The 13,987-nt window shown below is 44.7% G+C and carries 13 protein-coding genes; 8 read left to right on the top strand and 5 right to left on the bottom strand.

What is annotated here, in order from left to right:
• Positions 1–12 precede the first annotated feature (12 nt).
• Positions 13–2,979 (bottom strand): DNA polymerase III subunit alpha, encoded by a 2,967-nt coding sequence (locus BM386_RS06985; protein ID WP_091692347.1) that lies wholly within the window; start codon positions 2,977–2,979, stop codon positions 13–15.
• Position 2,980: 1 nt separating this feature from the next.
• Entirely contained in the window at positions 2,981–4,129 is a 1,149-nt protein-coding gene (dinB, locus tag BM386_RS06980; RefSeq protein WP_091692346.1) for a DNA polymerase IV, read from the bottom strand.
• A 69-nt stretch (positions 4,130–4,198) separates the two neighbouring features.
• Between dinB and BM386_RS06975 the strand changes: the two genes are divergently transcribed.
• The 4 genes from BM386_RS06975 (at position 4,199) to BM386_RS06960 (ending at position 8,064) form a co-directional block, all read left to right on the top strand.
• Positions 4,199–5,008 (top strand): XRE family transcriptional regulator, encoded by an 810-nt coding sequence (locus tag BM386_RS06975; RefSeq protein ID WP_091692345.1) that lies wholly within the window; start codon positions 4,199–4,201, stop codon positions 5,006–5,008.
• Between the two features lie 510 nt (positions 5,009–5,518).
• A complete protein-coding gene (locus tag BM386_RS06970) occupies positions 5,519–6,685 on the top strand; it encodes a CynX/NimT family MFS transporter (protein ID WP_091692344.1) in 1,167 nt (388 codons plus the stop codon).
• Between the two features lie 69 nt (positions 6,686–6,754).
• Entirely contained in the window at positions 6,755–7,357 is a 603-nt protein-coding gene (locus BM386_RS06965; RefSeq protein WP_091692343.1) for a DUF2179 domain-containing protein, read from the top strand.
• Positions 7,357–8,064: a tRNA1(Val) (adenine(37)-N6)-methyltransferase gene (locus tag BM386_RS06960; RefSeq protein WP_091692342.1), complete on the top strand. Its 708-nt coding sequence runs from the start codon at positions 7,357–7,359 to the stop codon at positions 8,062–8,064. The genes BM386_RS06965 and BM386_RS06960 overlap by 1 nt, the downstream gene beginning before the upstream one ends.
• 124 nt (positions 8,065–8,188) lie before the next feature.
• Here BM386_RS06960 and BM386_RS06955 read toward each other — a convergent pair whose 3' ends face one another.
• Positions 8,189–9,520: a saccharopine dehydrogenase family protein gene (locus BM386_RS06955; RefSeq protein ID WP_091692341.1), complete on the bottom strand. Its 1,332-nt coding sequence runs from the start codon at positions 9,518–9,520 to the stop codon at positions 8,189–8,191.
• A gap of 120 nt (positions 9,521–9,640) precedes the next feature.
• On the opposite strand from BM386_RS06955, the gene BM386_RS06950 reads away from it, so the two are divergent.
• The 4 genes from BM386_RS06950 (at position 9,641) to BM386_RS06935 (ending at position 12,058) form a co-directional block, all read left to right on the top strand.
• Positions 9,641–10,123, top strand: a complete 483-nt coding sequence (locus BM386_RS06950) for a cytidine deaminase (RefSeq protein ID WP_091692340.1) — start codon at positions 9,641–9,643, stop codon at positions 10,121–10,123.
• 166 nt (positions 10,124–10,289) lie between these two features.
• Positions 10,290–10,937, top strand: coding sequence for an alpha/beta hydrolase (locus BM386_RS06945; protein ID WP_091692339.1), 648 nt, complete (start codon positions 10,290–10,292; stop codon positions 10,935–10,937).
• Positions 10,938–11,032: 95 nt separating this feature from the next.
• Positions 11,033–11,470: a UPF0158 family protein gene (locus BM386_RS06940; RefSeq protein ID WP_091692338.1), complete on the top strand. Its 438-nt coding sequence runs from the start codon at positions 11,033–11,035 to the stop codon at positions 11,468–11,470.
• 81 nt (positions 11,471–11,551) lie between these two features.
• On the top strand, positions 11,552–12,058 hold the full coding sequence (locus tag BM386_RS06935) for a GNAT family N-acetyltransferase (RefSeq protein ID WP_091692337.1): 507 nt from the start codon (positions 11,552–11,554) through the stop codon (positions 12,056–12,058).
• 86 nt (positions 12,059–12,144) lie between these two features.
• Here the strand turns inward: BM386_RS06935 and BM386_RS06930 are convergent, their stop codons facing one another.
• Together BM386_RS06930 and BM386_RS06925 are read right to left on the bottom strand one after the other, a co-directional pair.
• Positions 12,145–12,780, bottom strand: a complete 636-nt coding sequence (locus BM386_RS06930; protein WP_244545472.1) for a beta/alpha barrel domain-containing protein — start codon at positions 12,778–12,780, stop codon at positions 12,145–12,147.
• A 28-nt stretch (positions 12,781–12,808) separates the two neighbouring features.
• On the bottom strand, positions 12,809–13,804 hold the full coding sequence (locus BM386_RS06925; RefSeq protein WP_091692335.1) for a sugar kinase: 996 nt from the start codon (positions 13,802–13,804) through the stop codon (positions 12,809–12,811).
• Between the last annotated feature and the right edge of the window lie 183 nt (positions 13,805–13,987).

Raw genomic sequence — 13,987 nt, 5'->3', positions numbered from 1 at the left:
AAATTGTTTGTTTTATGCAGATAGAGTAGAAAGCACAGAGATCGGCTCCACCTCCTTCTTCCCCTTCAACCCCACTTTCCACATGGCATGTACATCCACGGCAAAGGTGCCAAAATCTTCGACTACCTTGCCTCGCATTTTGTAAAACCCTTTACCCTGAAAAGGAAAACGCTTCAGCGAAGGCGGGAAATGCACCGTATCCAGCCAGTCACCTTTGGGATCCAGAAAAGTTCCAAAAGCCATGTGTTCACGATGGATGGTCCGTACATCTTTTGTGACCACGAGCTGGCCGAGGACTTCTACATTTTTTCCTAGCAACTGAGGAAGCTGGGCTGCCAGCACGGTCCCCTTGCCATCATGGGCACAAAGCCGAAACATATCCGTCAACGCAAAACCCAACACATTGATCTCGTCCAGTGCATCTTCCAGCGGGTAATCCGGGAAATCGGGAAGGGTAAAATCCATGGGAGGTTCCTTGAAAAGCGCCGGAGAATCAGGAATAGTGGTCAGATGCTTTTGGGCGAAATTGGCTTTCCAAAGGAGTTTCTTTTTTCCCAAACCTGTAAATCCAAAAGCTCCCACACTGATCAGAATATTCAGCTGCTCCGGTCCGGCTTGCGTGCGCTCGATGAAGTCTTCCAAACTCAGGTAATCTCCATTGACCAGCCTTTCCTGCAGGATCAGATCACAAAGCTTTTTCTCCAATTGCTGTACATGGATCAAGCCCACAAAGACTTCTTTGCCACGGATATTGGTGAGGTACTCACTGCGATTGACGCAGGGGGGATTGACCTTGGCTCCGGTACGCTTGAGCTCGTGGAAATAGAATTCTGTGGCATAGAATCCACCGAAATTATTGATCACCGCCACCATGAATTCCATGGGGAAATAGGTCTTCAGGTACAGACTCTGATAGCTTTCCACGGCGAAAGAAGCCGAGTGTGCCTTTGAAAAGGAATAGCCGCCGAAAGATTCCATTTGCCGCCAAATTTCCGCCGAGGCAGTATCATCATGGCCGAGTTTCTTGCAGTTTGCAAAATATTTTTCCCGGATCTCATTGAAGCGATTGTGTGATCTGTACTTGCCGGACATGGCTCGGCGCAGAATATCCGCCTCGCCCATATCCAAGCCCGCAAAGTGATGGGCAACTTTGATCACATCTTCCTGATACACCATCACACCGAAGGTTTCCTCCAGCAGTTCCTTCATTTTGGGGTGGAGGTAGATGATTTTTTCGGGATCATGAAAGCGCTCGATGTATTGCTTCATCATTCCCGACTGTGCCACGCCAGGTCGGATAATGGAGCTTGCCGCAACCAGCGTGAGGTAATCGTCACATTTCAGTTTGGTGAGGAGCTGCCGCATGGCCGGACTCTCGATGTAAAAACAGCCGATGGTATCTGCTTTTCGGATTTGCTCGGCGACTTTCGGATCGCTCATAAACTCCTCTACCCGATGAATGTCAATGTCGATTCCCCGGTTTTGCTTCACGAGTCGGATCGCTTCCTTGATATGCCCCAGTCCCCGCTGACTGAGAATGTCGAGTTTGAACAGGCCGACTTTCTCTGCCAAAAACATGTCGATTTGCGCCGTGCAAAATCCCTTGGGAGGAAGTTCGTTGACCGTGTATTGATAGATGGGCTTCTCGGAAATGAGCATCCCGCCCGGGTGAATGGAAAGGTGATTGGGAAAATTCTCCAGCAGCTGACCGTATTTTAGGATGGTGCGCTGGATTTTATCCTCATTCATCGGCTGATCCTTGTCTCGGACGAGCTGGTCGATTTCTTCTTTTGGCAGACCAAAAACCTTCCCGAGTTCACGGATCACGGCTCTTCGCTGAAAGGTGCTGTACATTCCCAGCAGGGAAACGTGATCTTTGCCGTAGCGCTTGAAAATGTAATCGATGACTTCATCCCGGTCTTTCCAGGAGAAATCTATGTCAAAATCCGGCGGTGAGGTCCGGTGTGGATTGAGAAATCGCTCGAAATACAAGTCGAGTTTGATGGGATCCACGTCAGTGATCTTGAGACAGTAGGCCACGATGGAATTGGCGCCACTTCCACGGCCCACGTAGTAAAAACCACGGTTTTGAGCGTAGCGGATCACGTCCCAGACGATCAGGAAATAGGCGTTGAAATTCAGATCATTGATGATTTTCAGCTCTTTGATCACTCGTGCTTTGGCGACAGGATTGTTTCCATAGCGGTACTGGAAGCCTTCCATAGCCAGCTTTTCCAGTAAAATCCTGTCGTCTTCCCCGCTCGCGCTGTAGTGCTTTTTGTTTTTGTCAGTGTTGAGTTCGGTCTTTATTTCACAGGAATCGATGAGCTGCAGGGTATTGCTGATCATGCCGGGGAAATTCCGGAAAGCACTCATCAGTGTTGCTTCTGAAACGAACATTTCTTCCGGTGAGGCAAAGTCTTTTTCTCCCAACTTACTGATCAGGGTATTCTTGCCGATGGCTCGCAGCAGACGGTGAATGTTGAAGGCAGTTTTGTCCTGAAAAGTCACCGGATGCCGGATGATGTATTTCTTGGGGAAAGCTTCCACTTCCTGCTTTTTGATGCGGTTTAGCTCACTTGCCAGCACACCGATGAACTCATGTGTCTTTAGATTTTGCGCAGCAAAACTCCCGGAAGGATAAATAATCAAAACTTCCGAAAAGCACTCGGGACGCTCTGGAAAAGCCTGCTCAGCTTGCAAATGCTGGGAAATGAAGCGGTTGATCTCAAGTAAGCCAATATCATTTTTTGCCAAAAGCAAATAGCAAAACTTGTCCTCATTTCGGATCTCAGTTCCGACGATAGGTTTGATGTTTTTTGTCCTACAAAAATCCACAAAATCCCAGAGGTCCGCCGTGCTGTTGATATTGGTGAGACCAAGGGAAGATAGGCCGTGCTCGGCTGCAGTATCCACGAGCTTCTCGGTGCTGAAGGTGCCGTAGCGGTAGCTAAACCAGGTTTTACAATTGATGAACATCTTAGGCGCGGGTTAGGGTGATGGCACGGGTCAGGCTTTTTTCGCCGTAGCGGTTTTTGATCCAGTCGATGGCTTGGTACAGGTTTACACCCTCTTCGGTGTCTTGGAAAAGGTCGATTTGCTGGCAACCTTGCACGAGGTGGCTGACCTTCACGCCGACCAGACGCACGAGCATTCTCCGGTCATAGAGCTTCGCAAAGAGTTCCTTGGCCCGCTGCAAAAGCACCTCATCCGAACTGGTATAAGAGATCATACACTGCCTGCTGACGGTGTCAAAATTTGCATAGCGTAGCTTCACCGTGATGCAGCCACAGAGCTTCTGCTTTTGGCGAAGTTCAAAACCGACTTTCTCGGTCATCCGAACAAGTTGGCTGTTCAGAAAAGCCATGTCAATCGTATCCGTTTCGAAGGTGTTTTCTGTACCGATACTTTTCTGCTCTGTGTAAGGGATGACTGGCGACTCGTCAATTCCGTTGGCTTTGCGTGAAAGATCGATTCCCCATTTTCCCAGGAGATTTTGCATCATCCGGGGTGGTATTTCGCTGAGCAAGCGGATGTTTTCCACGCCCATCCGCTCCAGTAATGTGGAGGTTTTTTCGCCTATTCCAGGCATTCTCCGGATGGGAAGTGGTGCGAGGTAAGGCTTTTCTGTGCCAAAAGGAATAGTGGTCTGCCCATTGGGTTTGGCATCATGCGTGGCAACTTTGGATACCAGCTTGTTCACTGCCAAAGCACAGGAAATGGGTAAACCTGATTCCTTGACGATTTTTTCGCGTAGCTCTTTGGTGAATTTTTCGCAGCCAAAAAAGCGATCCATCCCTGTCATATCTATGTAAAACTCATCGATGGAAGCTTTCTCCATCAGAGGAACCTGCTCCTGGATCACTTCGGTGACCAAGCGCGAACTTTTGCTATAACTGTCAAAATCCCCTTTGACATAAAAGGCCGAAGGGCAAAGTCGTCGCGCCAGCTTCATAGGCATGGCGGAATGCACGCCGAATGTCCTGGCTTCGTAGCTGCAGGAAGCTACGACTCCACGATCGGAGCTACCGCCGATGATGACGGGTTTTCCCTTTAATGCGTTGTTTTTCAACCGCTCCACAGACACAAAAAACGTGTCCAGATCCAAATGCACGATATGCCTTTCCATTTCTCAGATTACTTGCTATATTTGATAGTGTTAGTATCAATTTATTGTCATTAATTGTATCGAAATAAAATGGGAAGTCAAAGCTTTTTCTGGGCGGGCAATCTGAAATTTCTCAGAAAGCGACGCAAATTGAGTCAGGACATGCTAGCTGAGAATCTTGGCATGACGCGCGCCAAGCTGAATGCGCATGAAAATGGACATAGTAAGTCTCCCGCGATCGAGGATTTGCTGCTGTGTGCGGATTATTTCAGGATGAGTGTGGATACGCTGCTTCGGGTGGATTTGTCGAAGCTCAGCGAACTGAAAATCCGTGATCTGGAAGCTGGAAATGATGTATTTCTGAGTGGGTCGAAAGTTCGGATTCTCGCAACCACCGTCAGCTCAAGTAATGAGGACAACATAGAACTCGTGCCGATCAAGGCGAAAGCGGGTTACTTGGGAGGTTTTGGAGATCCGGAGTATTTAAGTACCCTGCCTGTTTTCAACCTGCCAAATCTGTCCAAGGACAAAAAATATCGCATGTTCCAAACTGAAGGAGACAGCATGTTGCCGATCGCGGATGGAGCCTATGTGATCGGTTCGTACTTGTCTGAGTGGAGATTGGCCAAAGAAACCCCCTGTGTGGTGGTGACGGCAAGTGAGGGAGTTAGTTTTAAGATGCTGAGTTTTCAGGTGGAGGAAAGAAGCTTTTTGTTACGCTCGCTAAATCCAATTTACACACCTTACAAAGTTCCGGCTGAAGAAATCCGGGAGATATGGAAATTTGAATATTATATGAGTGATGAGTTTCCGCAGGAGCCGCTGACGCTACAGCAGGTAGGGATAGAGATCTCGGAGATTAATAGGAAGCTGGGGTTGATACAGGCAGGTAACCTTTGAGGTCTTTTTTTGACCTCGAAGGTTTTGGTAGAATATTAAATCTCCCGAGGCGGAGCTCCCGACAGATGTACGGTAGGTTTATGAGGCACAATTTTTTCAGGATGTTTTTATACTGATCGTACCGTTGGCACTCATGTTAGGTCCGCATTGGTTTGGTTACCCCCGAATTTCACTGCGCTGTATTCGGGGCTGTTATTGGTTGTGCCGTTGGCACAAAGTGCACATCACTAGTAATTGATCTGAATGCTTTTTATCAATTATGAGCTTCTGCTGTTGCCCTACTGATTTCACTGCAATTATTAGTCCTTGATAATTCCAAATCCTTGCCAAAGGCAAGGCCTGTAAAAGCCCAGAATGCAATTCTGGGTTTAGGATGGAGTTTGTGTTCACGAGTGCCAACGGCACGATCGGTATTGCAACATATAAATAAGTGAAATTTCACTAGTTTTGCCCCGCTTAACTAGTCGTTAAATTCATTCGAAAAACCCTTCGATTTTTTGCACCTCAGTCTTGAATAAATCTCTTTCCTCCCAATCCATTCTCATCACCGGAATTATCCTGGTTTCGATCAATTTGCGGACTTCGATTGCGTCGGTTGGGCCGTTGATTCCATTTATCCGGGAGGACTTGGGCTTATCCAATGGCTTGGCGGGATTTCTCACGACACTTCCATTATTGACTTTTGCGACCTTTTCGCTTTTTGCTCCCGCGATAGGAAAACGCTTGGGGATGGGCAGAGCTGTGTTCTTGGGAGTTGCGATTCTTACCGCTGGGGTGATTCTTCGTGTGTTGGGCGGGATTGAGTTGATGCTCTTTGGCACTGCGCTGACTGGGGTCGGGATCGTAATCGCCAATGTGCTGGTGATTCCGCTGATCAAAGTCAGGTTGCCGGAGAAGCTAGGTTTGATGACAGCCTTGCTGGCGACGATGATGTCGCTTTTTGCTGCGATTGCGGTAGGAATGAGTGTGCCGATTGCGGTGGATTGGGATTTTGGCTGGCGTGGGTCTTTGGCTTTCTGGGCTGTGTTTATGGTGTTGGCGATGATCGTGTGGATTCCACAGCTTCAGCGTCCCAAGGCAAGTCTCCACCAAGTCACTGATCCTGCAAAAAACGTGTGGAGATCCAAGTTGGCCTGGCAGATTACTATTTTCATGGGCTGTCAATCCGTGATGTATTTTACCATGGTGACTTGGCTTCCGGATATGTTGATTTCCCGAGGTTGGACTCCTGCTCAGGCTGGTTTTGTGTCTTCCATGATGCAGGTAGTTTCTCTAGTAGGGTCTTATTTTGCTCCTAATTTTCTCATCAAACTCAGAGAACAAAGCGGAGTGGTACTGGCCGTGGGAATAGCTTATGTGCTGGGGTATTTGGGCTTATTTATAGAAAATGAGCTCGTGACCTATGCTTCGTTGGGAATTGTAGGGCTTTGCATGGGTTCAAGTTTGAGTATCGCATATACCTTGATCGCTTTGCGTACGGCTGAGGATCAGACTACTGCCAAACTTTCGGCCATGGTGCAGTCCTCGGGGTATTATTTGGCAGCGCTTGGGCCTTTTCTTTTTGGCGTATCGCTAGATCTTTTTGATAACTGGAATGTGCTGATTTTCTTCTTGTTATTCTTTGCTCTGGCATTCACTTTTTTCGGCATGTCAGCAGGGAGAGACCGTAAAATCTAATTCCAAATATTATTTCGCTCTCATGGGAATAGGGTGTAATTTTGCGCTCAAATTAAGACCCTGTTTGCTATGCAAGAATTCCTTCAATCCCTAGGCGTGTCAGAACAATTGTTCGACTACCTGATTATGCCTTTGCTTATCTTCTGTGCAAGAGTAGGTGATGTATCGATCAACACCCTAAGAATCATGTTTATGATGAATGGGAAAAAGAATATAGCGCCGTTTTTAGGGTTTTTTGAAGCATTGATTTGGCTTCTCGCGATTGGTCAGATTTTTCAAAACATAGATAATCCATTGTCTTACCTGGCTTATGCGGGTGGGTTTGGAACAGGTACCTATGTGGGGATGTATTTTGAGGAAAAATTGGCACTGGGAAGAGTACTCGTGCGGGTGATCACTCCGAAACCACTTCCTGAACTGATTGAATACATGAAGGAACGGGATTTCAGGTTTACCAATGTCGGTGGAGAAGGAAGATTTGGTAAAGTAAATCTGCTTTTTACCGTGATGAAAAGAGACAGTTTGAAGGAGTTTGTGGACAAAGTGCAAAGCATAGACGAGAAAGCATTCTATACTATCGAGAGCGTGAAGCGGGTGTCTGAGGATGATCTGAATGTGATGGATGACAAGCCGAGGTTCAATATGAGCTTCTTCAGCAAAGCCCGTACTTAATGGCCAATTCCTGGTTCCAGTTTCAGCAGTTTCGGGTCAATCAGGATCGCTGTGCGATGAAAATCAGTACAGACGCAGTGATGCTTGGAACCTTGGCAGAAGTCGAATCACCGAGGCAAATATTGGATGTAGGAACCGGTACTGGGGTAATAGCCTTGATGCTTGCTCAGCGATTTCCCAATGCGAAAATCCAGGCAGTTGAGATAGATTCTCAAGCTGCAACTCAAGCCTTGGAGAATTTTCAAACAAATACTTTTTCAGATCGCATGCAGCTTTGGGAGGGGAAATTTCAGGACTTTGAATCTCAGCAGAAATACGATCTGATCGTTAGTAATCCACCTTATTTTCCTGATCATCTGAAATCATCCGATGCGCAGCGCAACATGGCTTTGCATACAGACGAGCTTTCCTTTCAGGATTTACTGGAAAAAGTGACACAGCTTCTTGCTGAGAACGGGCAATTCTGGGTTATTCTTCCGCCAAGACAAATGCAGGATTTCCAAAAGGAAGCAGCAAGCCATGGCTTGTTTCCCAGAGTTAAATTCACCCTTCAAGACAAACCTGGGAAAAGTATTCAACGAGAGATTTGTGGTTTTTCCAGAAAGCAGAAGGAGTTAGAAATCTCTGCCATTTTTATCAAAAATGAGGATGGAACGCCTCATGAAAGCTATGCTAGATTAGTTTCAGGATTTTTGCTGGGTTTTTGAGTTTGAATCGAATTAGATGACGAATTCCAGCTATTAGTAAATTTAGATAATCTCCCTTGCCCCCTTTAAAGGGGGAATTGCATAATTTGAACTTCAATCCTAGCATAAGCGATTTGAATATTGATCAGATTATTCTTACTTCTTCGCGGAAGCTGATTCCATGGCTTTTCAGCGCAGCCAAAATCGGATTATAAATCTCCGGAAGCACTGGAAGGTGAAGGCCTTTTAAATGGATCTTTTCATCCAGAAATAAATCAACCGCAATAGCCAAGGGAAGCCCCACCGTCTTTGCCATTGCTGTGTAAGTGGAGTCTTCACCGACACAAACCAAACTTGACCTGATTTCCTTGATGCCTTCAGAACTTTTGATTTCGAAAAGGTGCTGCATCACGATCATATCCTTGTCTTCAGGGTAAAGCTTCCAGTTTTTCTCGAGAATAGCCTGCAAAATAGCTGCAGGTGATCCCGTTGTTTTTGGAAGTAGATCATTTCCGAAAAACCCCAGCCATTGAATTTTCTCCCAAGTTGGAAAATCAAAATCAGGGATTAGACTCCCTAGTTTTTCTTCCACAGAAAGTGCAGGGTCGTAAGGCAAAAAAGAATTTAAAAACTGTCTCAGGGTAGTCCCTTCAGGTAAATTCATCTGAAAACTATCATCGCACATGCCTAACTGTACAAATACATTCCAGGCTTTGCAGTATCCATCCCTTCGCAGCGTGCCGCGGAGCATGGTGCTGATATTTTCCAATCCATATACCTTTCTGTAGCTGAGGGAATCACGGTTTGGGTAGCCATCAAAATCCCCCAATCCGGGGAACTGAATCGTTTCCAGCCGGTTGAAAAGCTGGTGGTAAGGAACAAACTTCAAATCGCCTTTTTCTATGTAGCGGGAAGTGCCTTGACCTGCGAGCACCACGTTTCTTGGATTCCAGGTGAATTTGTATTTCCAGGGATTATCTTCAGAATCCGGTGCTAGAAGTCCACCGCAAAAGGATTTGAAGGAGGTGATTTCTTCTCCTTTTGACTTAATGAAGTCAATGATCTGCATGGCGGACATGTGATCGATACCTGGGTCTAGGCCGCACTCATTAAGGAAAAAGAGTCCTTTTGCCTCGATTTCCACTTTCATTTCACGCATTTCTTCTGACTCATAGGAAGCAGAAAAAAAGTGCTTACCAAATTGCAAACAATCTTTTGCCACTAGGGGATGCATGAAAGCAGGAAGCATGGAAATCACCACATCGGCTTCCTTGATCAAAGATTGTCTAGCACCTGCATCTTCGATGTCTAATTGACGGGCTTCGGTATTTAGCTGATTTCTAAGCTTTTTCTGAGCAGAAGCTAGATTTATGTCCGCCAAAATCAATTTGCGGTCTTTTGTTTGGCAGCTTTCAGCGAGGAAATCGATCAGAAATATGGCAGATTTCCCGCCGCCTAAAATCAGAATGGTATGCATTGGATGTTGGGTTATTGAAGCGAAAATGGAGAATATATTTTAGGGTAAAAAATTGAGGAGAGAATATAAAAAGGAACATTTCCCTACCTTAATCGTTAGGAAAACTCCAATTAGGGAACGATGAGCAAGAAAATAAAAATAGAAGCCGAGTTTGAAGAGCTGGCTTGGGAGGAACTGAATATTGAAGAGCAGCAACTGATGATGCGTGCGAGAAAAGTGTCTGAAGGTGCCTATGCGCCTTACTCTGATTTCCATGTAGGCGCAGCTGTCCGGCTTGAGTCTGGTGAGATTCTTCAATCGAGCAATCAGGAGAACGTAAGTTTTCCCGTGGGAGTTTGTGCTGAGCGACTGGTGCTAGGTTATGCTGGAGCTAATTTTCCGGATCTGGCTGTGAAGCAAATAGCAATTGTAGCAAGAAGAAAAGGCGAGGAGATCTGGGCGGGAGTGTCGCCTTGCGGACTTTGCAGGCAGACGATCAATGAAATGGAGATGCGATTTAACCAGCCAATCTCCATCCTAATTCAAAATCCTGATGGAAGTGTTCTCCGATTTCTTGGGATTCAGACCCTTTTGCCATTTAAATTTGACGATCTGAACGCTTAGAGTTTTGATAGTTTCTTGTGGAGTATCTAGGCTTTTTTATAACTGACGTTTGTCAGATTGGAGCGAAGTCGAAATCCCCCTTGCCCACTTTGAAGAGGGGGAATAGCCGAATCTGCACCTTATCTATTTTTCTAAGAAGTAACTTAGAATCTTTATACTATACGTTTTGAAGAAAAGTATCAATTTTCAGTTTCAAGCACAGTATTCTGTCTCTCATGAGCCTACTTTCGAAGAGAAAGAAATCTGGCTAATTTTACATGGCTATGGGCAGTTGGCTGAATTTTTCCTGAGAAAATTTCAGGGATTTGATTCTGCCGAGAGACTTTTTGTTGCGCCTGAAGGAACGAATTACGGCTATCTCAATGGATTCTCCGGAAGAGTTGGGGCAAACTGGATGACTAGACATGAACGGGAAATAGCTATTCAAAACAACCATAATTACTTGGATCTGTTGATGGAGAAGCTGCTTTCGCAGTACGCTGAAACTCCAATAATTAACCTGTTGGGATTCTCTCAGGGAGCGGCAACTGCCACACGTTGGGCAAGTCGCTGGACAGGTGAGGTGGATCAATTGGTGCTATGGGCAGGCGGGTTTGCTGAAGATTTGATTTTGGAAGATGCGCGTGAGAAATTTTACAAGACTAAACTGACCTTGGTTCTCGGGGATCAGGATGAATTTATTACTCCAGAAAGCATTGATAAACAGCAGGATTTGGTCAAAAACCTGGGTAAGGAAGTGAAAAAGCTATCTTTTTCCGGAGGTCACGAGATTGATATTGAAATGCTTTCAAAAATTCTTGATTCAAGTAATTAAATCCCATTATATTGGTGCTTCAATTGCTTAATTAACACTAGAATTTGATCAGAATTCGACTTTCACTATTTTTCTGAAAATTTTGTAAACCATCAATGCTTTCGCTTACTGAAAAGGAGATAGACCTTATCTCAACCCAATTACTCAAAGGAATGATCTGTTTCTATCAGATCGACAAGAAAAGAATTCATCAGATGCCGGATGACGAGGATTATTACAATTATGATCTGACAGAGGCGGAAGAGGATGTACTGGATGAGATCGAGGAAAACCCGGAGAATTATGCCGAGTTTACTCAGATGGAGCCAGCTCAGGAGCATCAGATGATGCAGGATTTTATTGACCGCCGTGTCAAAGAAAAGAACCTAGCGGATGATCTAGTCAGCTCACTGACCAAACCAAAAGCAAATACAGCTTTTAAGTTTTTGATCGATGACTCCAAATACAAAAAGGAGTGGATAGAATTTCGTAAGGAAAAATACTACGACTGGATCAAAGAACAAGTTGATAGTTTCAACTATACCGAAGATTAAGACATGGCCACCTCACAAGGGTGGCTATTATTTTATCACACCACTGAGTGAGATTTCCCCATTATTTCATATTTTAATTGCATGCAAAAGCTGCCTGAATTTTTTATCCGAAATACCCTTGAGCCAGGAGACCTTGGGCAGGTGGCGGCATTGCATGGCAAAGTCTATTCAGAAGAACATGATCTTGGGATAGGTTTCGAAGCCTATGTGATGGAAAGTCTGCTGGAGTTTTATCGCGCATATAATCTGAAACGGGATAAAGTGTGGGTGGTAGAAAGTGAAGGAAAGTTGGTCGGCTTTGTATTACTGATGCATCGCCCTGCTAATCGAGCCCAGTTGCGGTATTTTATCTTGGCAAAAGAATTTCGTGGTTTTGGAATCGGAAGTAGGTTAATGAAGGAGTGGATGGAGTTTTACACAGCGTCTAACTACGATGCCGCTTATTTATACACCACTGCTGGACTAGATGCTGCCGCCAGTCTGTATCAAAAAATGGGCTTCCGTAAGATCAGCGAAATGAAATCAAGAAACTTTGGATTGCCTTTGTTGGAGCAGTATTATGAGCTGGTTACTCATCCGAAAAAGTAAAGGATGAAATTTACATCGTTCCAAGTAAAATTTGTAAGTGGTAAATAGTTCACAAAAAACCAATTACCACTTACACTATCTACATCTTACAAGTTTTTGATAACCTGCAGCGTTTCCGCTATTTTATCCTCCAAGAGATCGTATTGCTGATTTTTTATCCAGTCTTTTTTGAAAAGTTGAGATCCCATTCCTACACAATACACACCAGCATCAAACCATTCTTTCAGATTTTCTTTTGTTGGTTCTACACCACCAGTTGGCATAATGTGAAGCGTTGGATAAACGGATTTGGCAGCAGCTACAAATGCCGAACCCACCACATTTCCCGGAAAAGCTTTCACTAAGGTCGCACCAAGTTTTTTAGCCTGAAAAATCTCAGACATAGTCGCACATCCTGGAATCCAAAAGACATCCTTTGAATTGCAAAAAACAGCAAGCTCAGGGATCAAAGCTGGGGACACAATGAAATCTGCACCGGCTTCTATAAATGCATTAGCGTTTTCGGTGGTAAAAATGGTCCCTATTCCCATCACCATATCCGAATATTTACCCGCATATTCATAAAGCTCCCTGAAAACTTCGAGTGAGTTTGTTGCTCTATTGGTGAATTCAAAAACCCGAATTCCAGCTTTATAAGATGCATCAAGTACACCTTTGGCTACTTCTATATCTACATGATTGAATACAGGAATCATTCTTGTATCCGCCATTGCTTTTAACATTTCATTAGTTGAAAATCGCATACTTACTTTATCGTAAAAGTTTACCTACATTTTTTCCTTCCACCAGCTGATTCACTTCATCTACAGAGACGAAATTGGCATCACCTGGTATGGAGTGCTTCAGTACAGAAGCTGCCACTGCAAAATCCAGTGCATTCTGATCGTCTGAATTGAGTAAGCCATAAATCAAACCGGCCATGTAGGCATCTCCGCCTCCGATTCTATCAACGATATGAGTCATCTCGTAAGATTTTGATTCGAGGATAGATTCCCCATTCCAAAGAACTCCGCTTAGGTTATTTTCTGATGTACTGATAGAATCCCGATGCGTGGTTGACACATATTTCAGAGAAGGACAAATGGTCTTTGCTTTTTCACAGGCTTGCAAGTAATCTGTTTCTGTGATGCCCATGCAGTTTTCGAAGTCTGTCAATCCCGCAATGATCAAGTGTGAAGGTTTGATCAGTTCCGGCATGATATCCATCGGACCCTTGCCGTATTGCCATAGATTACGGCGATAGTTTATGTCTGCGCTGATTTTTACTCCAAGTCTTGAAGCGGCTTGCACGGCAGCCTTACAAAGGTCGGCTGCAGATTGAGATACTGCTGGTGTAATCCCCGTCCAGTGAAACCAATCTGCTCCTTCAAATATCTTTTCCCAGTCAAAATCGGTTACATTCACTTTTGCAAAAGCAGAATCAAAGCGATCGTAAATGATTTTTGAAGAACGCTGCATAGCTCCGTTTTCCACAAAGTAAACGCCCATTCTTCCTTCATTATACCGGATAAAAGAAGTGTCCACACCCGAAAATCTAAGTGTGTTTACGGCTGCTTTTCCGATATCATGATCTGGAAATGAAGTGACGTGAGCTGCTGATAACCCCCAGTAAGCAAGAGAGACTGCCACATTTGCTTCTGCTCCACCATAATTCACCTCGTAGGATTGAGCGTTGACGAATCGTTCATGTCCAGGTGTGGAAAGGCGGAGCATGATTTCTCCCAGGGTGATTATTCTTTTGTTCATCTAACTACTGGTTTTCTGTTTTGGATTTATCGAAAAAATGGAATGAGAAATTATCTTCCTTTTGATCTTTATGATTAGACAATAATAAATGCCATTTGTTGGTTTACCAATAAAACCAACTCAATTCTTTGCCATAAACGAAATAATTCTGGAAGTATTTTGCAGACAATTCAACGGGCTAAT

Origin of the sequence: Algoriphagus locisalis, assembly GCF_900116615.1 — a bacterium.
In the GTDB taxonomy this organism is placed as follows: Bacteria; Bacteroidota; Bacteroidia; order Cytophagales; family Cyclobacteriaceae; genus Algoriphagus; species Algoriphagus locisalis.
This window is presented reverse-complemented; position numbering and strand designations above follow the sequence as displayed.